Here is an 18,680-nt window from a genome sequence, read left to right on the forward strand (position 1 = left end):
CGGTTAGTCGGTCAGGTCCAGCCCCATCTGCCAAAAGTCGATCTCCAGGCGCGTGGCATCGCGGAAGATTTTAGACAGTTCTTCAAAGCGCGCGGGCGTGACCTCGGCCAATCGGGCGTTCAGCCATTCAAGCTCCGCGTGCATCGCGGTTTGAAACTCCTCGCCTTCGTACATGGCGATCCAGGCGTCATACGCGTTATCGCCACCGCGCACCGTAGTGCCCTGGGCGTTCAGCCAGTTGGCGATCTCGCCGTAACCGACCAGGCACGGCGCGAGGGCCACGTGCAGATCCAAAAGATCGCCGCGGCTGCCGGTATCCAGCACGTAGCGGGTGTAGGCCATGGTTGCGCGGGCTTCGGGTAGCTCGGCCAAGTCGGCCTCGGAAATATCCCACTCACGGCAAAAGCCGATATGCAGGTCGAGCTCTACATCGACGATAGCCTTCATGCCCTCATGGGCCTGACGCAGGTCGGCAAGCGTGGGGCTCTTGTAGGCGGCCAGCGCGTAGGCGCGGGCGAAGTGGATCAAAAACAGGTAATCCTGCTTCAGGTAGTGGCGAAAGGATGCTTCAGGGAGCTTGGCGTTGCCCAATTGGCGCACGAAGTCGTGCTCGATGTAAGCGCGCCAGTCGTTTTGGCAGGCGGTGGTGAGATCGTTAAAGCAGTAGCCCATGTTTCCTCCGGGGGTAGAGATCCGAAGGGCAGGCGAGAAGATCGAGGAAATGGCGGGGAAGGGGAGAGAGAAATTGCACCGGCGCCATCGCTTGATCCCTACGCCGGTACCCGCGCTTTTCCAAGAAAGCGCATTAGCCGGATCAGGTTCAGCGGGACCAGCGCTTGGAAGCTTTAAGCTCGCCCTGCGCCATCTCAGCCGGATATCACCGGCACCCCGTCAAGCAGTTGTCTTGGCGAGTCTAGGGCTGGGCGGGGGGAGATGCAAGTGAGGCTATGGTCGAATTTCTTTGCCCCATCGAGAATCACTGGGGTAAATTTACTTGAGTAGCGGCATCAACTTTAGTGAACCTGCCAAGCTGTTCATCGAAATTGAAAAGACGGCCGTATAAACAATTTTAAGCACCCATTAAGCCAAGGAATCGCTTTGGATATACGCATTGATGATTTAAAGAGCCCGGAAGTGATCAGCTTGATAAGCGAACACCTTGCCTCAATGGCACCGACGGCGCCCCCCGAGAGCCGCCATGCACTCGATCTTGATGGGTTGCGAAGCCCCAACATTACATTCTGGACGATATGGGACGGCTCGCAACTTGCAGGTATCGGCGCACTAAAACGCCTTTCTCAAGAGCATGGAGAGATTAAATCCATGCGGACGGCCCAACGCTACCTGGGCCAAGGCGTTGCGTCCCGGTTGCTTTCGCACATTGTCGATGAAGCCAAAAAGAACGGGTACGTTCGGCTGAGCCTGGAAACCGGTTCGATGGATTATTTTGAGCCAGCGAGGAAGCTATACGCCTCGTTTGACTTCACGCCATGCCCACCTTTCGAAGATTACGTAGACGATCCGAACAGTGTATTTATGACCAAATATATCGCCTGAATCAGGTTCAACGGGAATAACGCTTGGTATCCTAAAAGACATGCTCTGCGTCATCTCTGGCGGATATCCTCGACACCTCGACAAGTAGTTTAGGGCGGTGGAGGAAGGCCCAAGAGGGTAGTCAACGGTGCTACGGGTTAATTTAATCGATGGGGGTATCAACACTCATCATCACAGCATGTTGCGATCTGGAAGCATCGATATTGGACTACGATAACAAAACAGGCTGGGAAACCTTCTACCGCGCCAATCAAACGCGAGCCGCGTCACCGCTGTTAAGGCGCGGCTTGGGTAATGAATGTTTACCCAAAGGCAACGATCATGCTATCGATTTAGGCTGCGGAGGCGGCATTGAAACCGCGCTACTTCTTAAGGCGAGTTGGAAGGTGTTGGCGATCGACAAGGAGCCCAACGCCATTGCGCGAATCGAAGCACTGAAAGCTGAATTACCCGGTATTGATCTGGAAGTTGTGGCTTCGCGTTTCGAGGAATTGAAAGGCCTGCCATCGTCAGCACTGATCCATGCCGGACTAAGCTTGCCGTTCTGCGAGCCAACGTACTTTTCTACATTGTGGGGCGTGATCTTTTCAGCATTAGAGCCGGGCGGCTTGTTTGTCGGGCATCTCTTCGGTGACAGGCATGATTGGGCCAGCTATTCAGAAATGAGCTTTCATTCGAAGCCAGAAGTAGAAGCCCTTTGCAACGGTTTGGAGGTTGAGCTTTTTCGTGAATGTGAAGGTGAGGGCGGACTGGTAACGCATCAATGGCACCGGTTTGATCTGATTTTGTGCAAGCCAATGGTTTGATTGAATCGCCTTGTTGAACGTAGCGACTGGCAAGTGCCATGAGCGCTTGATACTTCAAGCATTACCTCGCTTCAGCGCTTGTCCTCGAGGCAGGGAGACCCGTTCCATGAAAACGAATGAAGAAGCGAATCCAGTAGCAATACGTTTTTTCAGTGCGAAGGCTATAGCGCTTCACCCGCAAGGTAGCCCGGACTCTATCCATTAGTTTCATGGGGTATCTTTTTAGTTTAATTTTATATGTATTTATATACAGTGTTGTTGAGAATGGCAAATCATGGCAGCACGCAAATTTTGGATAGGCAGCCAAAATTTTCTTTGCTAGCAATAGAATCAATAAGGTAGGTTGGATCAGAGCGGCTAGATAACCCCAATGAACGCGCCGGCACGTTTATTGAGTTTATGTAGCCGGCTATATAATTACTGTTAACTACCTACAGAGGGAATAGATGAACTGGAGTCCTTTATCAGATTGTACCGAGCAAAGATTTGGAAGAGGAACAGTCTTCAAATTTCCTGCAAAATACCCTTTTGAAGATAGCGTTGAGTTCATGGTGATTGAGGATTTGGATGCACCAATCAGATTCAAACTGATCTGTTCCACAGGCTATCATGCTGGGCAAACCGAGCTAGTTTTTCCCAAGGAGTCTGGGCATGAGACGGGAGGATTGTCTGTTTATTGGGTACAAACGAACTGGAAAAGTGGATTTATGCTGAGTGCAATATGAATGAAGTTCAGTTTATCGAAAACTACCACTCAATACCGAGTAGTTAACAAGCAAATTAGAATGTGTGCGCTAGGGGCGCACACTGGGACAAAAATACTGTACTGCTAAAATATTAGCACAGTATTTTTGCCCTTTATTTGGAAGTTATAAGTTCAAGGAGTATGGAAGCAATGATTGATAAATTTACGGTAAATCAGGATGTGGAAGCTATTGATATCCAAACTATGGAAAGCCTTTCTATAGATCAATATCGTGAGTATATTCAAAGTGAAGGACTATTTATGGTCGACCATCATGATATTTTAAGATCTTCGGGTGCAGGCTACCCTATAGCTTTATCAAAGGAGCAGCTAGAGGTTTATATCGCTGAGCTACAAGCAATAAAAAACAAACTTCGGTAAAGTGAAGTTATAAAGAGTTGCTTAAAAGGACAAAAAACAGCTGGCTTTTGCTCGTACCTCGCTAATTTTGGTCAGCTATTTTATTGCCGCTTAGCAAAGCATTAGCTGAACGAGGATCAACTGTGCAACTTGGAAAACTTGATCAGTGGCTTAATGGTCTTCTAAAAGAAGATGACCTCCTTGTTGGCGAGTTGAAAGTGCCCTTCTTGCGACAGAAAGAGCCAATTGAGATCTGCTTTGTTGGCCAAGAGCGAATGGTTACGGAGAGTCAGCTGGATACGTTGCGAGGCTATCTTGAACGGCTCGATGCGGTTCATCAGCAAACTCTTGAGCGTATCTTTACCGACTACCAAGCGGGCGCAGATTCCTATCGAAAAGCATTTCAAGAGTGGGGTGAAGACCCTGACGAAAATGTCCCGCTCGTCCGATCAGTCGAAGGCTTGGCTCCTTTGCTACTGTATCAGAGCCTATTTATCCCCTCTTGGAGGGAAATCGGTACCTTCGGTATGGGCTTTTGGGCAAAGTGGGAGGTCGAACATGGTGTCGGGATCAAGTTTGAGAGATGGCAACTATACGAAGCGGGAGAAAACGCTATTCATTTTCAGTTCGAGTGAACCAGCAGCTAACAATCGCAGGCACAGGGACAAAGCTTCCGCTGCGCTCCAACTTTGCCCGTGCTGCGGGCGTTGAGGCTGTAGAAAAACCCCGCTGATGGCCAGGTTTTGGTAGGATCGAGGAAACAGACGAGGAGTGGTCAGCATGCCGCGCTTCAAGGCTTATAACTACGATCAGAACGCCATGGTGGTGATCAACTACCAGGATCAGCTCCAGCCAGGTACTTTTGAACACGCCGTGCACTACCTGATCGAGCACAAGCTCGACCTATCCGTTTTCCATCCCAGGTACCGCAACGATGCGACCGGTCGGCTGGCCTATGATCCGGCTATCCTGCTCAAGATTATCCTGTTTGCTTACTCAAAAGGCATCACCTCCAGTCGTGAAATGCAATGGTGCTGCGAGACCAACATCATTTTCAAAGCCCTTTCCTGCGATACCGTTCCCCACTTCACCACATTGGCCAGCTTCGTCAGCCGCCATGCTGATGAGATTGAAGCGCTGTTCGAACAAGTGCTGCTGGTGTGCCACGAACAAGGCTTGTTGGGTAACGAACTCTTTGCCATTGACGGCTGCAAGATGTCCTTCTATGCCTCTAAGGAGTGGTCGGGCACGTTTAAAGAATTGGGCGAGAAGCGTGAGAAACTGAGAGGCCTGATTCGACATCACCTACTGGAGCACTACGCGCGCGATGAGGCCGAGACGGAAGCCGATCTGGACCGGGATATCCGACGGGCCAGGACGATTCTCTCGCTAGATGCCGCCATGAACAAAGTGGATCGTTTCCTAAAGACGAGCAGCCCAAGGATGGGCCGGGGGAAGCGAATCAAGGAAGTGAAGAGCAATCTGACCGATAACGAAAGTGCCAAAATGACCACCAGCACGGGCACGATTCAGGGCTATAACGGCGACGCCACGGTGGATAAAAAGCACCAGATCGTCATTGACGCTCAGGCCTTTGACGAAGGCCAGGAACATCACACCTTGCAGCCCGTACTGGAAACGGTCGCAGCCCGTTTTAAGAAGCTCGGGATTGCGGACAACATCTACCAGAAAGGCACCGTCGTTACCGCGGATACAGGCTTTGCCAACGAAGCCAATATGAAGTATCTGCACGAACAGCAGATCAACGGCTACATCCCCGATAACCAGTTCCGCAGCCGAGGCCCGAAGTTCGCCGACCAGAAAGACAAATACGGCAAGCGCCACCAGAACCTGCCGGACCAAGGCTGGCGAGAGACGACGCCCGCCAGCGCGTTTCAGTTTGATCCAGTAGCGCTAACGTGTTTCTGCCCAACCGGCGCAAAGCTGTCCTATCGCGGGCAACGAGAAACGGACACTGGCAAGATCCGGGTACACTTTGAAGGGCGTTTGTTGCAATGTCGGCACTGCCCCAGGAAAGTCCGATGCATGCAGAACCCGAGCTCTGCCGACCATCGCAACGGCGCAGGGCGACAAGTGTCTTTTATTGTAGAGAACAACCGCTTACCCAATTACACTGACTGGATGAAGCACCGAGTTGATAGCCCGAAGGGCAAAGAGATTTACAGCCATCGCATGTCAGTTGTAGAGCCGGTGTTCGGCAATATTGGCACAACGAAAAGACTGAACCGCTTCAGCCTTCGAGGTAAGAAAAAGGTGCAAGGCCAGTGGCAGCTCTACTGCCTGGTGCACAATATTGAGAAGTTAGCGAATTATGGCCACTTGATTGCGTAATGAAGGGCTATGAGCAGTATAAGTTGCGTTTAAGAGCAAAAGGCCGTCTTCAGCAAGCTTTAGCTGGCCGCTCAAGTGGTTAAATGCCGATATTAAGATTACTCAGCCATATACCCGGCTGGGTAAATGAATAAGGATAAAAGGCGGTAGAGACGGCTCAAAATCGGGTTTTTCTACAGCCTCGTTAAGAACACTAGAGTATTGGGAGAATGCATGAGTGACGAAAAGGCGGAAAGCGTAGTTCAAGATAACTTGCAAAGTAACGTATCTGCTTTTGAAGCCATCTATGAAAAGTCGTGGGACAAGAGAGAAGACCTGGCTAAGTTACTCATAACACTATCATCAACATTCATTGTTGCTGTTGCTTCAATTATGAAGCTGTTCTATCCGGGTAATGTGATTCCTGGCCAATTTATGTTGTTTCTCGTTCTCCTGATAATTCCAGCGTTCCTTGGGTGCTTATCCCTCTGGTATCTTGCTGAGCTTAGGGCTTTGAAAGTGTCAGCGTTTGAGAAGCGGCATAAATTGAAGGAAGTTTTTGATGCTTGTTTTGTCGGCGAGGAGCCCACTATCAAGCCATTTACCGAATTGGTCTTCGAGGTTCTTGAGCCAGCGCGGGATATGCATCGACATCTAGGGAGGATCCTTGCTTCTGGCTACCTGACGTTTTTCGTGACTTTGTCAACTCTCGGAATAGGCTTACTTCTGGACGCATTCTGTTCCTAACAATCGACTGCACAGCGACCGTTTTTCCGCCGCTTCGCGGCTCCAAACCGGCGCGTGAGCCGGGCGTTATACGGAGCGTTCGTCTTGACGTACGTACTTTAAAGCGTACACTTTCCAAGAGGTAACATATAAGAGGTGCGTCATGACCGCCATTACCGCCACTGAGGCGCGCAGTAATCTCTATCGGTTGATCGACGAGACCGCCGAGTCCCACCAGCCCATCGCGATTACGGGTAAGCGAAACAATGCCGTGCTGGTATCGGAAGAGGATTGGTCGGCCATTCAGGAAACACTGTACCTGCTCTCCGTGCCGGGTATGCGGGAGTCGATTCGTGAGGGGATGGACACTCCGGTGGATGAATGCGATGAGGAACTGAACTGGTGACATGGAGGTTGGTTTACACCAAGCAGGCGCAGAAGGATGCCAAAAAGCTGGCTTCTAGCGGCCTCAAGCCTAAAGCCCAGGAACTTCTAGCATTGATAGCGGAAGATCCCTACCGCAAACCGCCCCCATTCGAGAAACTCATTGGTGATCTTGCTGGGGCATATTCACGCCGCATCAACATTCAGCATCGTTTGGTCTACCAGGTTCTCGAGGACGAGCGAGTGGTAAAAGTGCTCAGGCTTTGGAGTCACTATGAATAATCAGCTGATGTTGCCGAATATTTTCTCCAACGCTTCGCGGCTTTTACAGATTATATCCTGCTCCAGGCGCTTGATTAACAAACGCCTGGAGTAGGGTTTACCCTTCGTGCTGGCGCTGCCCCAACCGCCCCAACGCCATTAGAACGGCAAATTGCACCACCAGCCCCACGACCAGTAATACCCATACTGACTCCACTACCATCGAGGCCACATAAAGCAGCCCGCTAATACTGGCAGGCACCAGCGCGTAGGGAATTTGCGTGCGCACGTGGGCGATATGATCAGAGCCGGCAAAAATCGAGGCCATCACTGTGGTGTCGGAGATAGGCGAGCAGTGGTCGCCGAAGATCGATCCAGAGAAGATTGCGCCGATAGCCATGCTGACCAGCGCCATATCGCCGCCGGAAAGCTCGAATGCCAGGGGCACGGCAATCGGCGTGAGAATCGCCATGGCGCCCCAGGAGCTACCGGTCGCGAACGAGATCACCATGGCGATCAAGAAAATCAATAGCGGCAGCAGCGCGGGGGAAAGCCAGTCGCGAGTGGCATTAATAACGTGCTCGCCGGTACCCAGCGCACCCGTCACGGTGCCGATGCTCCAGGCCAGTACCATGATCACCAGCGCCGGCAGCATGGTACGAAACCCGGCCAGCAGCGTCTCTTCGCAATCTTTCAACGTCTGGCGCTGAAGAAGCGCCATGACCATGCCGGTGCCCACCATGGCGAACGCCGCCCAGGAGAGCGCCACGCTCACGTCGGTCTCCTCCAGCGCGTCCATGATCGTCGCCCCTTCGGCGCCGCCGCCGGTGTACCAGAGCCCCCAGCAAGCCACGCTAATCAGCACCACCAGCGGCAGCAGAAAGTGCCAGAGTCGCCCGCGGCCTTCGGGCACCTCGCCCAGGTCCGCATCCACGTTGGAAAGCGGCGTATCGCCGGGGGCGACCAGCTCACCGGTCTCCTCGGCGCGGCGCTGGGCTTTCGCCATGGGGCCGAAATCCCCGGCCAGCAGAATCATCGGCACGGAGGCCAGGCAGAGCAGGGCGTAGAAATTCCAGGGAATCGACAGCAGAAAGAGGCGGTAGGGCTCCGCCGAAGCGAAGCTTAGCCCCACCAAGGCGCCGGCAATCAGCGAGACCTGGTAGCCGATCCAGTCCGACACCGGGCCCAGGGTCGCCATGGGCGCAGAGGTCGCGTCCATCACCCAGGCGAGCTTCTCGCGGGACTGGCGCTGGCGCGCGGTCAGATCCCGGGTGGCGTTACCCACGATCACCGAGTTCACGTAATCATTGAAAAAGATCACCACGCCCAGCGCCCAGGTCAGCAGCAGGGAGGCGCGGCCGGAGTGAATGCGCTTGGCCAGCGCCCGAGCCAGCGCCTGGGAGCCGCCGGTGCGGTGCATGAAAGCAGCACCGGCACCCAGCAGGGCGACCAGCACCAAAAAGCGGGCGTTCCATTCGTCGGTCATCACCGCGGCGAACCAGTCGAAGGTCTGGCCCACGGCGGCGATAGGGTTGCCCGCCACCAGCCAGCCGCCCAGCCAGATACTGACGAACAGCGAAACGTTGACCCTGCGGGTGGCGAGTGCCAAGGCCACGGCGGCGATGGGCGGGAGTAGCGAAATGAGGGCGTCCATGCGATAGCGTCCTGTCGTTGTACTTCTTTTTATTGTTAGCACGCAAAGCATGATGTTTGCAAAGCTGAAGGTGGCCGCACAAAAGCGGGAATCTCGATCGCTATTTATTGGTTGAGTGTCGAGTGCAGTTTGGTCGGTATGCCAGAAGCTTTGCTTCGCACCGGTTTTGCCTCCAGTGTTAACATACTTAATAGAAATAAGCATGACGGAAAAATGGTGCAACTTGGGCCGATCATGAGGAAAATAACTGCTTCAGAAAAGCTGGTATTGCGACACTTTGGCCCCGAAGATATCGCTTCGATTTTCGCAAGCTATACGGGTGATCTCGGATCAGCAAAATATCTTGCGAGGCTCCCCCATGCTAGTCTCGAGCAAACCGAACAAATGCTGCAGCGGCTTTCAACCCCGCAGAGCCTGACGTTGACAGGTAAATGTATTTGGGTGATCAAAGCGGTCGAAGAAGAAAAGCCGATAGGGTTGTTAACGGCCATACAGCGTGGTGAGAGTATGGAGCTTCACTTCGGTATCGGCACCCCGTTCAGAGGCAAGGGATATGCAACAGAGACGCTGTCACTCGCCGCTCGCTACTTTCTCATGACCGGGCAGGCAAAAAGCATTACTTCTTTTACGGACGTGGAAAATGCTGCCGCACAACGCGCTTTGGTCAACGCCGGGTTCGTGTTTACTGAAAGCGCCGAGAACGTTTATAAGGCGCCGCAGTTGGCTGGGGAATACAGGGATGTTTACCGTTACCGATTCATGATTGGGCAGAGACAATAAAGCTAACGTGTGCACCCAACGGCGGCTGTCGGCTTCAACGACAAGCTCGATGAGGTGCCGCGCCACGCTCCCTGCATCTCTTCATGGCTTGCCCCAGGCTATTGAAGCGTCCGCCGAGGAATTCAGGCAAGCCACCGCCGGTCCAAGCACTCTTTAGTAGCGTTGCGCCTGAAACACGAGATTCTCGGCATTACTTGAAATAAAAATCACCCGGCACGCGAGCACAGAATAGGCTGCCAATGTTTTCTTTGCGCGCTGATGAATTCCTGGGGTAGGTTTATTTTAGGTGGCTTTATAACCTCGATGGTAAAGCTTGTACGTTCATTAGGGGGTGTGTCCATAATCATCACCCTGGCTTTCGTTATGCGTCGCTCAGTATAGAAATGCGCTTGTGTAGTATGGTTTTGGAGGGAGTGTGGAAGTACAGGCAGAAATACTCAAGCTATCGGACGCCCGTGAGTTGCTGGAATTCGAGCTGGAGAATAGAGCGTGGTTTGAGCAGTTCATCGCACCCCGAGAAAACGAGTTCTATTCATTATCGGGGGTGCAGTCTCAAATAAAAGAGTTTTTGATCAAGTATCAAAGTGACACCATGGTTCCCATGTTGCTCAAAACACCCGACGGTCGAATATGTGGCCGCGTGAATCTGCGTATTGATGATGATGAACCCGAAACAGGGTTTATTGGGTATAGGGTAGGAAAAGCGTTTACTCGTCGGGTTGTGGCGACCCAGGCTATCAAAATAATGGAGCAGTACGTGTCCTCGAATAAAGCTATAACGTCATTAAAAGCAATCGTTTTAATGGTCAACCCAGGTTCGGCGAAAGCGCTCGAAAATAATTCATTTCGTCCTGTTTTATATCTCGATAATTATACTGTTCTCAATGGCAAACAGGAGGATGCGCGAGAGTATCGTTGGGAAAATGAATGAAAAGGAATATCGTTTTTAATTTTGTATTCGTTTAAAAATACCCACTATTGTACCGGAGTTTGCAGGCGATGAGCCATAACGATGGTTTACCAAGTGGCGATATTGTTGGAACGCAGTAGAGAAGGTAGAGCCTGGGCTACGAAATACGTGACCCGCATGCTGAACGGCGTTATACAGGCGAATAACGCATACGAGAATGCATTGACGCATCAAAACACCGCCGCATTAAAGAATCACTACCGCTGAAGTGAGCGGCCCAGGCCCCGCCGACGATTATCCCAAAATCTGCGGATTCAACTGCCAGGTACTCCAGGTCAAGGCGCAGGCGAGCCCCACCCAAGCCAGATAAGGCACCAGCAACACCCCGGCCAGTGGCTGAAGGCGCCAGAACATCACCAGCGTGATCAAAATCAGTAACCACAGCGCCACGACGCCAATAAACGCGACCATGCCCAACTGCCACACGAAGTAGAGCCAGGTCCAAAGGGCGTTGAGCGCCAGTTGTACCAGGAACATCGTTAGGGCCGGACGGTGGCGGGGTTCGCGCCAGGCAAGCCACGCGGCGATGCCCATCAGGCCGTAAAGCGTCGTCCACATCGGCCCGAATAGCCAGGCCGGCGGCGCCCAGGCGGGTTGTTGGAGCGACTCGTAAAAGTCGGCCGCATTGATAGAAGCCGCAGCGGCGATGCCGGCGGCGAGGTACGCCAATAGCAGCCAGCCGATGAAGCCCTTGATCTGTTGGCTGCGGGAAAGTGCGCGCATGTAAGCTCCTGCCAAGTGTCGCGAAAATTGCCTCAATGGTAATGTAGAGTGAAAGGTTCGGCCATCGCTGTCGATGCCGCGTCAGGAGGTACCCGTTTGGACGACGCAGAATCACTGAGCCGCGCGATTCACGAGCCCATTACGCTCTGCGCCTATAAAGCGAGCTGGCCTTCGATGTTCGAAGAAGAGCGAAGCCGCCTCTTTCGCGTGTTCCCTGATGATTTTCTGGCGATCGAGCACATTGGCAGTACTGCGGTGCCCGGTCTTTCGGCCAAGCCGGTTATCGATATTCTGGCGGGCGTCGATTCGATGGTCTGCGCGGATATTCTGATGGAGCCGCTATGCCATGCAGGGTACGCAACTTCGATGGCGTACAACGCGTCCTTGTCTGACCGTCGCTGGCTTATGCGGTATGCGCAAGGGCGCCGGACCCATCACTTACACCTGGTGGTGTTCGAAAGCACCCTCTGGCAACAGCGTTTGGCGTTTCGAGACATACTGCGTGCCAATGGTGAATTAGCGACGCGCTACGCTCACGATAAGCTTAAGTGGTCGAAAGAATTCAGAGCGGATAGAGAAGCCTATACGGCAGCGAAAAGTAATTTTATTGGGCGCGTTTTGAGCGGTACCTGGTAGTCCTTCAAGGTACGCAAGTGCTTTGAGGGCGTTAATCCATTCGAGTTAGAGAATGTGCCGGTCGATGATGGCATTCACCATGAATTGGATCGTTAACGTCGACACTTGAAACAACGTGCCCTGATGTCTAATACGTAATACTGCCATACTCACCCTGTGGCTCATTCCATGGACGAAAGGAAAAGCATCATGACACCAGGCCCTATTTTTACTCGCACATTATTGGCAAGCGCTATTGGCGCCGCGCTGGCCATCGCCACGATAGGCAGCGCCGCCGCCGAGGACGCACCGACATTCGACGGCGAGCTCTCCGGTTTCGAATACGCCTACCCGGTCGAGCGGTTCGAGTTCGAATCCCAGGGCCAGGCGTTGCAAATGGCCTACCTCGATGTTCAGCCTGAAGAGGGCACCGCCAACGGTCGCACCATGGTACTCATGCACGGCAAGAACTTCTGCGCGGGCACTTGGGAGGCCACCATCGAAGCGCTGGTGGACGAAGGGTATCGGGTCATCGCCCCGGACCAGGTCGGCTTTTGCAAATCGACCAAGCCCGAACACTACCAGTTCAGCTTTCATCAGCTAGCGGCCAATACCCATGCACTGCTTGAAGAGCTGGGCGTAGAAAAAGCCACCGCCATGGGGCACTCCATGGGCGGCATGCTGGCGACGCGCTTTGCGCTGATGTATCCGGATCAAACCGAGCAGCTGGTGCTGGTCAACCCGATTGGCCTGGAAGACTGGAAAGCCCTCGGCGTGCCGTATCAAAGCATCGATGACGGGTATGAAAGCGAGCTCGAAACCACTGCGGTGGGTATTCGTGAGTATCAGCAAAGCACCTACTACGTGGATACCTGGGAGCCGGAATACGACCGCTGGGTCGAGATGCTGGCGGGCATGTACGAAGGCGAAGACGGCGAATTGGTCGCCTGGAACCAGGCACTGACCTCGGACATGGTCTTCACCCAGCCGGTCGTGCACGAATTTGGCGAACTCGAGGTGCCCACGCTTTTGCTGATCGGCGAGCAGGACAACACCGCTATCGGAAAAGGCCGCGCTACTGAAGAAGTTCAGGAAACACTGGGCCACTACGACGTACTGGGCGAGCAGGCGCGCGATGTGATCCCGCAGGCAACCCTGGTCGAATTCCCCGAGCTTGGCCACTCGCCACAGATTCAGGCCCCCGAGCGTTTTCATGAAGCGTTGCTCGAAGGGTTGAATAACGAGTAATACAAAAAAGGCACGGCCCTGTGGCCGTGCCTTTTTTATGGGGCGAGTATTAGTTGCTGGCGTCTTCAGCCTCGAGCTCCATGGCATTACGCAGCGTGAAGAACAGATCGGTTTGATCCGTTAGTCCGGTCACGTTGGCAGCTTGCGGGCCGAAGGCAGCAATACGCAGCTGCGCGCCGGTGTGGCCCTGGGAGTCGAGTTCGGAGTTGCCGTAGCTGACGGCCATTACCGCGTCATCTGCGGTCATCATCGCTTGGGTGAGGCCGGGGGCTTCGGCGTCCGGGTAGACGATCTGGCTGGAGTGGGCGTGGTCGGCAGTGACCACGACTAGGGTGTTGCCGTCTTCGCGGGCAAAGGCCAGCGCTTGTTGCACGGCTTCGTCGAGATCCACGGTTTCACCGATCTGGCCGCAAGGGTTGGCCGCATGCGCCTCTTTGTCGATCGACGCGCCTTCCACCTGCAGGAAAAAGCCTTCGTCGTTCTCCTTGAGCAGATCAATGGCCGTGGCGGTCATGTTCGCAAGTGTCGGGATCGTGTCGTTACGCTCCGGGTTGACCTCGCAGGTCACCGCCGGGTTGTCGAGGTTGCCGTGGTAGCTCGCTTGGGGGCCATTCCAGCGCACAGGCATATTGCCCGGGGCGAACAGGCCCAGCAGCGGCTGATCCTGGTTGGCGGCGCTGACGGCGGAAAGCTCCTCCATGTTACTGACCATTTGGTAGCCGCGGGCCTGGGCCTGCTCGCGCAGGGTTTGTCCTTCCCACTCGCCGGCGCCGGCCACTTCGTCGAAGGTTTCCGCACCGCCGCCCAGGGTTACGTCCGGGCGGGTGTCGAGTAGCTGCTCGGTGATCGACCCCGAGCCGCCATTTTCCAGGGCGTTATCGGGGCACTCTTCCAGGGTGCGGACCGGGCCATAGCATTTGCGCGCGCTCACATGGGCGAAGAGTACCGCCGGCGTGGCATCCTGTATTTCGGCGCTCGAGACATCGCCGGTGGCCTTGCCCGCACGTTTGGCAAGTTCCAGCAGCGTGGTCTGCGGGTTGCCGTCGATATCGACACTGATCGCGCCGTTATAGGTTTTGGTGCCGGTCGCCCAAGCGCTGCCGGAGGCCGCCGAGTCGGTTACGTAGTCCGGCTTGCCGGTGTCTCTATCCAGCGCGTAGTGGGTGTACTGGCCGGTGAAGGGCAGGGCGTCGATGCCCTCGAAAAAGCCGCCGGCGCCGAGCGCGTAGTTACGCGCGACGGTGATTTCGGAATCGCCCATGCCGTCGCCAATTAGCAGAATGACATTCTTGGCCGTACCGCCAGCAATCGCGTCGCGCAGCTCGTCGGTGATATCGCCGCTTAGGCGGCGAGCGCCGCCGTGCTGGTTCAGCTCACCCTGCGCCTGACGCTGCATCAGCGCGGAAGCCTCCGCTGGTGAATCCGAAACCTGGGCGAAACCCGCGTTGGAAAGGAGAAGCGTGGCACTGGCGACAGCAAGGCGTAAAGGAGTCGTGGACATGGCAAGGGCCTCTATATGTAAGGGTTTTATGATATAAGGTTCAATAAGAGTGCCCCGCCAATGTGACGATTGAATGACGAGCGAGTTTGGGGTGTGTGGGTTGTCGCCATGGAAGGGCAAAGAGCAAAACAGGAGAAAAAGCGAACGCATAGAAGGCGGGTTATCGTTAGATGGCCCACTGGCTTGGGTCGTTGAAATCGAGGCGCTGGGCACTGTTGTATTACCGCCGCGCGTTGCCGACGAAGTTATCAGCCTCCCACGCCTTACTGGGAGCGACTTTTACTCATGCTCTACTTCTGGATACCGACCCCTTTATCTTGCTGAAATAACATCATGTAAAGGGTCGGAACTAAAAGGTCACAAGGGTAATAGATCTATGAACGTGCCCTCATGAATTGGATTTTTCAGCTAAAAGGTATACGTTTGCAGCGTGGTAACGGCTTGTTTTAATTCATTGTCGATGATTTTCTTTAGTTTGTAATAAACAAGTCAAAGTGGAGTCGTCTGGTAAATCGAGAGGTAATCAAAATGACAGCAACGTTTCAAAGTGACCTGTTAAAAGGCCGCGTCGCCGTGGTGACCGGTGCCACCACCAACGAAGGACTGGGCGCCGCATCCGCCTTCTACCTGGCGAACCTGGGCGCGAAGGTGTACGCGCTGGGACTGGAGGCCGACAAGCTCGAGGTGCCCGCCGGGCTGGATGTTTCCGCCTTTGAAATGGATGTGACCGATGAAGAGAAAGTAGAAAGCTTCTTCGCCGGGCTGGATCAGCTGGATATCCTGTTCAATGCGGCGGGTATTTGCCCGCCCGAGCAGTACGACTATTCGCTGTACAAGAAGATCATGGATATCAACGTCAACTCGGCGTTTCATCTCAGCACGCTGGCCCACCCGCTTTTGAAGGCCTCTGATCTGGGGTGCATCGTCAATACCTCCTCCATGTATGCGATTTTCGGCTCGGATGCGTTCCCTGCCTACAGCGCCAGTAAAGGCGCCGTGGATCAGGTCACCAAGTCGCTGGCGGCGAAATACGCTCAGGACGGCATTCGCGTCAACGCGGTTGCGCCGGGGTGGGTGGCAACCTCGCTAATGAACGCGCTACCCGAAGAAGCGCAGAAATCGACGAAAGCACGTACGCCGATGCATCGCTTTGGTGAGCCCGAAGAGATTGCGCAAGTGGTAGCCTTTTTGTGCTCGCCCGCCGCCTCTTTTGTATCAGGCGCCATCATTCCGGTCGATGGCGGTTATTCGATTGTATAATTTCTGAGCATGACCCATTCAAGCCACCTTGATGGGCTGCAGTAACGCTCACAAATCCGTAAACGCAAAAGCCCTCTTGATGGACAAAGAGGGCTTTTGTCTTCCTGAAACGCCTTGTTCATCCGGGGGCACTCCATGATCACACCGCTTTATCTCGATACTCGGGACGGCCGCCACTTCGATGAGGCGGCGCGGGATGCGATCGAACAAACCTGTGCTGACGTGGAGCCGCAGGTGCGTGAGCACTTACCCATGCTGCCCGGTGACATGGAGCTTACCTGCCAAACCGGCAAGATGGTGATCCCCGAAACCGGCGAGATGGGCCTGGCGGTCTCCGCCACTCGCGTGGGCTGGACGGTGGATGCCTCGCAAGGACAAAGCGTTGCCCATATCGCCCGCGAGCAGCTTCGCTATACGCTGTTTCATGAGCTTCATCACCTGGCCCGGGGCTGGGTGATCCATCGTGACGAGCCGCGCACGACGTTCATGGAGGGCGTGGTCAGCGAAGGGCTGGCCACCGTGTTCGAGCGTGACGTAGGCGGGCGGCGCACGCCCTGGGGCGATTACCCGGCTAACGTCGACGTGTGGGTCGAGGAACTGCTGGCACTGCCCGTGACCGCGCCCTATTTCCAGTGGATGATTCAACACGATGACGGCCGGCGCTGGATAGGCTATCGCGCGGGCACCTGGATTGCCGAACGTGCCATTCGCGCCAGCGGTAGATCCGCGGCTGCACTGGTGAACGTACCCACCAGTGAGATTTTAGCGATGGCCGACGTCGGGCGGTAACCTCTCCAAGCCCCTATTCATTCGCTCATTACTGGAGTGCCAAGCCGACGTGTAGCGTATTCTTGGACAGTATCCTATTGATCTGGATATTTATTTATAGGAGTTCTGGTTTTTAAGGTGCTTGATCGTTAAGGTTTAATTCGACTGCCCAAATGATTACCAGGAGAGATCGATGTATCGGTTACTGATCGTGCTATGTATTTTTTTAGCGGGTTGCACCACAAAGCTATGGGAAGAAAAGCCCGAGAGGCTCGTCAGCATTAATGGCTTTTACGTGAACACAGAAACAAACGATTTAGTCGTCACGACGCGTCGAGAAGCCTATTTATTCCGCAGTCAGCAACAACTTGGTCAAGCGCTGATACTCAGCCGAGAGGTGGAATTCCAGCCCGAGTTCAAACATTTCTCGCTCTCCAGTTCGAATGTGGTGACCGGCGTTATAACGCTTAAACTACGTGAAGAGACTCCCTCTGCTGAACTTACCAATCGATTAGCTGCGCTTGGCTTTATACAAAACACCACCACTGACCGCTACCAATTGATACGCGAGGTGAGAGGCGAGCGATATACCATCGAAGGTGATCTACCGCTTCAAAAGCTCGAAAACGAGTATCAAGTGCTTATGAGCATGCCCAGGGGGCCTCTTGATACCGCAGGTCGGGTTATTGCAACACCTGTGACCGTTACATTCGATGCGGCTACGGCAGCGGTTTTCGTGCCTCTTTACGCTCTCTTAATGTTAAGTCAGGGCATATTCGGTCCATAAACGCGTCAGCATTCAAAAAGGGGCGGCAAGCCCTTCTGGCACTGGGTTGTGTTCAAGCGTGAAGAGGGTCAAGCCGTGGTGCTGGATTCCGCCAGCTATCTGCCCGCCAATGTACGCACCGACTTCGAGGCCATGCACCCGGCATGGTTTATCGAGGTAACGCCGCCGCAAGCAACAAGCCGTTAATCGAGAAAACCGATGAAGATAGAAAAAGCCGATAAAGCCCACTACTCGGCGCTGATTGCCGTGTGGGAAGCCTCCGTGCGCGCCACCCACGATTTTCTCGCCGAAGACGATCTGTTGATGCTCAAGCCGCTCATTTTCGAGCAATTTTTCGATGCGGTAACGCTGCGAATGACACGTGCGCCCGGCGGCGAGATCCTGGGATTCAGCGGTGTAAGCGATGGCAAGCTCGAAATGCTGTTCATCGCCCCCGACGCGCGAGGCCAGGGCATCGGCAAAGCGCTGGTCGAGCACGCCGTTCAAGAGCAGGGCGTCGGCAAGGTCGATGTGAACGAGCAGAACGTGCAGGCGCTGGGGTTTTACCAGCGGCTGGGCTTCAAGGTGGTGGGGCGCTCACCGGTGGATGGGCTGGGCAAACCTTACCCGCTACTACACATGGTGCTTGGCTAGCGGGCGGTGGGGCATCCTGTCTTCGAGCGTTATCTTAAGAGAGCTTGATTATGCGATTTTTCGAGAGGATCAGAAAAAAGAGGGCCATTGAATCCTATATTCAGCGATTACCGACGACCCTGGCCAATGATTATGGGCGTCAGCCGTACTATACCCATCTCCAGGTACAGCGCAGTATCGAGCGGTCAGGGCTTAATAATCATTACCAGCAGTATGCCATGGCGATGTATACCCGCGAGCCAGAGTTTATGGCTTTTCGAGACCACGACCGGGGGGACGCAAGTTACGAAACCCTGCGGGCGGAGGTAGGGAACGATTACTTATCCGGTAGCACGGATTTCAACTGCTTGAGCATTATTGCTGCCAGCGCAAGCTTTAGCGGTGGCGCGATGGGCGACGTCGGTTCATTCGGCAGTGGCGACGGAGGAGGCGGTGGTGCGGACGGCGGCAGCGGCAATTAAGCCTGGCGCAAGCCGCCAGTCCAACGCTCGGCGGGCTTAATCAGCGCTGGGTCCATCGTGTCGGGTTTATCGACAAAGGGATGGACGGGGTAATGGAATTGGGAAGCGCA

24 protein-coding genes and 1 riboswitch are annotated in these 18,680 nt (G+C 54.4%); of the genes, 19 read left to right on the plus strand and 5 right to left on the minus strand.

Features of this window, described 5'->3' with window-relative positions; translation table 11 throughout:
• Positions 1-3 precede the first annotated feature (3 nt).
• A complete protein-coding gene (gene tenA, locus ACWHVV_RS04540) occupies positions 4-672 on the minus strand; it encodes a thiaminase II (protein ID WP_447928292.1) in 669 nt (222 codons plus the stop codon).
• 78 nt (positions 673-750) lie between these two features.
• Positions 751-901: riboswitch (TPP riboswitch) on the minus strand.
• A 197-nt stretch (positions 902-1,098) separates the two neighbouring features.
• Between tenA and ACWHVV_RS04545 the strand changes: the two genes are divergently transcribed.
• Both ACWHVV_RS04545 and ACWHVV_RS04550 read left to right on the plus strand, forming a co-directional pair.
• Positions 1,099-1,557, plus strand: coding sequence for a GNAT family N-acetyltransferase (locus ACWHVV_RS04545; protein WP_447928293.1), 459 nt, complete (start codon positions 1,099-1,101; stop codon positions 1,555-1,557).
• A 203-nt stretch (positions 1,558-1,760) separates the two neighbouring features.
• Entirely contained in the window at positions 1,761-2,363 is a 603-nt protein-coding gene (locus tag ACWHVV_RS04550) for a class I SAM-dependent methyltransferase (protein WP_447928294.1), read from the plus strand.
• 61 nt (positions 2,364-2,424) lie between these two features.
• Here the strand turns inward: ACWHVV_RS04550 and ACWHVV_RS04555 are convergent, their stop codons facing one another.
• Positions 2,425-2,574: a phage integrase N-terminal SAM-like domain-containing protein gene (locus tag ACWHVV_RS04555; RefSeq protein WP_447928295.1), complete on the minus strand. Its 150-nt coding sequence runs from the start codon at positions 2,572-2,574 to the stop codon at positions 2,425-2,427.
• Between the two features lie 235 nt (positions 2,575-2,809).
• Here ACWHVV_RS04555 and imm45 point away from each other — a divergent pair, with 235 nt between their 5' ends.
• The 7 genes from imm45 to ACWHVV_RS04590 all read left to right on the plus strand — a co-directional run bounded on the left by imm45 (position 2,810) and on the right by ACWHVV_RS04590 (position 7,191).
• Complete coding sequence (imm45, locus tag ACWHVV_RS04560; protein ID WP_447928296.1) at positions 2,810-3,088, plus strand: Imm45 family immunity protein; 279 nt, start codon at positions 2,810-2,812, stop codon at positions 3,086-3,088.
• A gap of 161 nt (positions 3,089-3,249) precedes the next feature.
• Complete coding sequence (locus tag ACWHVV_RS04565) at positions 3,250-3,489, plus strand: hypothetical protein (RefSeq protein WP_447928297.1); 240 nt, start codon at positions 3,250-3,252, stop codon at positions 3,487-3,489.
• A gap of 122 nt (positions 3,490-3,611) precedes the next feature.
• The gene (locus ACWHVV_RS04570; protein ID WP_447928298.1) at positions 3,612-4,103 is read left to right on the plus strand and encodes a DUF6985 domain-containing protein; all 492 of its coding nucleotides are present in this window, start codon (positions 3,612-3,614) and stop codon (positions 4,101-4,103) included.
• Between the two features lie 145 nt (positions 4,104-4,248).
• A complete protein-coding gene (locus ACWHVV_RS04575) occupies positions 4,249-5,820 on the plus strand; it encodes a transposase (RefSeq protein WP_447928299.1) in 1,572 nt (523 codons plus the stop codon).
• A 213-nt stretch (positions 5,821-6,033) separates the two neighbouring features.
• Positions 6,034-6,546: a hypothetical protein gene (locus tag ACWHVV_RS04580; RefSeq protein ID WP_447928300.1), complete on the plus strand. Its 513-nt coding sequence runs from the start codon at positions 6,034-6,036 to the stop codon at positions 6,544-6,546.
• A 142-nt stretch (positions 6,547-6,688) separates the two neighbouring features.
• On the plus strand, positions 6,689-6,931 hold the full coding sequence (locus tag ACWHVV_RS04585) for a type II toxin-antitoxin system Phd/YefM family antitoxin (RefSeq protein WP_447555587.1): 243 nt from the start codon (positions 6,689-6,691) through the stop codon (positions 6,929-6,931).
• Positions 6,928-7,191 carry a Txe/YoeB family addiction module toxin gene (locus tag ACWHVV_RS04590; protein WP_434050018.1) on the plus strand — a complete coding sequence of 88 codons (264 nt, stop codon included), beginning with the start codon at positions 6,928-6,930 and terminating at the stop codon, positions 7,189-7,191. Before ACWHVV_RS04585 ends, ACWHVV_RS04590 begins: the two co-directional genes overlap by 4 nt.
• Positions 7,192-7,288: 97 nt before the next feature.
• Here the strand turns inward: ACWHVV_RS04590 and ACWHVV_RS04595 are convergent, their stop codons facing one another.
• Entirely contained in the window at positions 7,289-8,824 is a 1,536-nt protein-coding gene (locus ACWHVV_RS04595) for a Na+/H+ antiporter NhaC family protein (protein WP_447928301.1), read from the minus strand.
• A 138-nt stretch (positions 8,825-8,962) separates the two neighbouring features.
• Here ACWHVV_RS04595 and ACWHVV_RS04600 point away from each other — a divergent pair, with 138 nt between their 5' ends.
• Together ACWHVV_RS04600 and ACWHVV_RS04605 are read left to right on the plus strand one after the other, a co-directional pair.
• A complete protein-coding gene (locus ACWHVV_RS04600; protein WP_447928302.1) occupies positions 8,963-9,604 on the plus strand; it encodes a GNAT family N-acetyltransferase in 642 nt (213 codons plus the stop codon).
• 415 nt (positions 9,605-10,019) lie between these two features.
• Positions 10,020-10,535, plus strand: a complete 516-nt coding sequence (locus ACWHVV_RS04605; RefSeq protein ID WP_447928303.1) for a GNAT family N-acetyltransferase — start codon at positions 10,020-10,022, stop codon at positions 10,533-10,535.
• Between the two features lie 273 nt (positions 10,536-10,808).
• Here ACWHVV_RS04605 and ACWHVV_RS04610 read toward each other — a convergent pair whose 3' ends face one another.
• A complete protein-coding gene (locus ACWHVV_RS04610) occupies positions 10,809-11,297 on the minus strand; it encodes a TspO/MBR family protein (RefSeq protein ID WP_447928304.1) in 489 nt (162 codons plus the stop codon).
• Between the two features lie 96 nt (positions 11,298-11,393).
• On the opposite strand from ACWHVV_RS04610, the gene ACWHVV_RS04615 reads away from it, so the two are divergent.
• A complete protein-coding gene (locus tag ACWHVV_RS04615) occupies positions 11,394-11,933 on the plus strand; it encodes a GrpB family protein (RefSeq protein ID WP_447928305.1) in 540 nt (179 codons plus the stop codon).
• A gap of 189 nt (positions 11,934-12,122) precedes the next feature.
• Positions 12,123-13,160, plus strand: a complete 1,038-nt coding sequence (locus ACWHVV_RS04620; protein ID WP_447928306.1) for an alpha/beta fold hydrolase — start codon at positions 12,123-12,125, stop codon at positions 13,158-13,160.
• Positions 13,161-13,209: 49 nt separating this feature from the next.
• On the opposite strand, the gene phoA is transcribed toward ACWHVV_RS04620, so the two are convergent.
• Positions 13,210-14,661, minus strand: a complete 1,452-nt coding sequence (gene phoA, locus ACWHVV_RS04625; protein WP_447928307.1) for an alkaline phosphatase — start codon at positions 14,659-14,661, stop codon at positions 13,210-13,212.
• 528 nt (positions 14,662-15,189) lie between these two features.
• Between phoA and ACWHVV_RS04630 the strand changes: the two genes are divergently transcribed.
• The 6 genes from ACWHVV_RS04630 to ACWHVV_RS04655 all read left to right on the plus strand — a co-directional run bounded on the left by ACWHVV_RS04630 (position 15,190) and on the right by ACWHVV_RS04655 (position 18,570).
• Positions 15,190-15,921, plus strand: a complete 732-nt coding sequence (locus tag ACWHVV_RS04630) for an SDR family NAD(P)-dependent oxidoreductase (RefSeq protein ID WP_447928308.1) — start codon at positions 15,190-15,192, stop codon at positions 15,919-15,921.
• A 135-nt stretch (positions 15,922-16,056) separates the two neighbouring features.
• Complete coding sequence (locus ACWHVV_RS04635; protein WP_447928309.1) at positions 16,057-16,710, plus strand: DUF2268 domain-containing putative Zn-dependent protease; 654 nt, start codon at positions 16,057-16,059, stop codon at positions 16,708-16,710.
• Positions 16,711-16,882: 172 nt separating this feature from the next.
• Positions 16,883-17,476, plus strand: coding sequence for a hypothetical protein (locus tag ACWHVV_RS04640; protein WP_447928310.1), 594 nt, complete (start codon positions 16,883-16,885; stop codon positions 17,474-17,476).
• A gap of 48 nt (positions 17,477-17,524) precedes the next feature.
• Positions 17,525-17,662 (plus strand): hypothetical protein, encoded by a 138-nt coding sequence (locus ACWHVV_RS04645; RefSeq protein ID WP_447928311.1) that lies wholly within the window; start codon positions 17,525-17,527, stop codon positions 17,660-17,662.
• Between the two features lie 12 nt (positions 17,663-17,674).
• A complete protein-coding gene (locus ACWHVV_RS04650) occupies positions 17,675-18,109 on the plus strand; it encodes an acetyltransferase (RefSeq protein WP_447928312.1) in 435 nt (144 codons plus the stop codon).
• 50 nt (positions 18,110-18,159) lie between these two features.
• Positions 18,160-18,570 (plus strand): DUF6559 family protein, encoded by a 411-nt coding sequence (locus tag ACWHVV_RS04655; protein WP_447928313.1) that lies wholly within the window; start codon positions 18,160-18,162, stop codon positions 18,568-18,570.
• Positions 18,571-18,680: the final 110 nt, after the last annotated feature.

The sequence above is a fragment of the Vreelandella sp. EE27 genome (assembly GCF_968206495.1).

Excerpts from the sequence above, each read along its gene's own strand:
- tenA (WP_447928292.1), bottom strand. The coding sequence starts at position 672 with ATGGGCTACTGCTTTAACGATCTCACCACCGCCTGCCAAAACGACTGG.
- ACWHVV_RS04555 (WP_447928295.1), bottom strand. The coding sequence starts at position 2,574 with ATGAAACTAATGGATAGAGTCCGGGCTACCTTGCGGGTGAAGCGCTAT.
- imm45 (WP_447928296.1), top strand. The coding sequence starts at position 2,810 with ATGAACTGGAGTCCTTTATCAGATTGTACCGAGCAAAGATTTGGAAGA.
- ACWHVV_RS04565 (WP_447928297.1), top strand. The coding sequence starts at position 3,250 with ATGGAAGCAATGATTGATAAATTTACGGTAAATCAGGATGTGGAAGCT.
- ACWHVV_RS04575 (WP_447928299.1), top strand. The coding sequence starts at position 4,249 with ATGCCGCGCTTCAAGGCTTATAACTACGATCAGAACGCCATGGTGGTG.
- ACWHVV_RS04580 (WP_447928300.1), top strand. The coding sequence starts at position 6,034 with ATGAGTGACGAAAAGGCGGAAAGCGTAGTTCAAGATAACTTGCAAAGT.
- ACWHVV_RS04585 (WP_447555587.1), top strand. The coding sequence starts at position 6,689 with ATGACCGCCATTACCGCCACTGAGGCGCGCAGTAATCTCTATCGGTTG.
- ACWHVV_RS04595 (WP_447928301.1), bottom strand. The coding sequence starts at position 8,824 with ATGGACGCCCTCATTTCGCTACTCCCGCCCATCGCCGCCGTGGCCTTG.
- ACWHVV_RS04600 (WP_447928302.1), top strand. The coding sequence starts at position 8,963 with ATGCCAGAAGCTTTGCTTCGCACCGGTTTTGCCTCCAGTGTTAACATA.
- ACWHVV_RS04610 (WP_447928304.1), bottom strand. The coding sequence starts at position 11,297 with ATGCGCGCACTTTCCCGCAGCCAACAGATCAAGGGCTTCATCGGCTGG.
- ACWHVV_RS04620 (WP_447928306.1), top strand. The coding sequence starts at position 12,123 with ATGACACCAGGCCCTATTTTTACTCGCACATTATTGGCAAGCGCTATT.
- phoA (WP_447928307.1), bottom strand. The coding sequence starts at position 14,661 with ATGTCCACGACTCCTTTACGCCTTGCTGTCGCCAGTGCCACGCTTCTC.
- ACWHVV_RS04630 (WP_447928308.1), top strand. The coding sequence starts at position 15,190 with ATGACAGCAACGTTTCAAAGTGACCTGTTAAAAGGCCGCGTCGCCGTG.
- ACWHVV_RS04635 (WP_447928309.1), top strand. The coding sequence starts at position 16,057 with ATGATCACACCGCTTTATCTCGATACTCGGGACGGCCGCCACTTCGAT.
- ACWHVV_RS04640 (WP_447928310.1), top strand. The coding sequence starts at position 16,883 with ATGTATCGGTTACTGATCGTGCTATGTATTTTTTTAGCGGGTTGCACC.
- ACWHVV_RS04650 (WP_447928312.1), top strand. The coding sequence starts at position 17,675 with ATGAAGATAGAAAAAGCCGATAAAGCCCACTACTCGGCGCTGATTGCC.
- ACWHVV_RS04655 (WP_447928313.1), top strand. The coding sequence starts at position 18,160 with ATGCGATTTTTCGAGAGGATCAGAAAAAAGAGGGCCATTGAATCCTAT.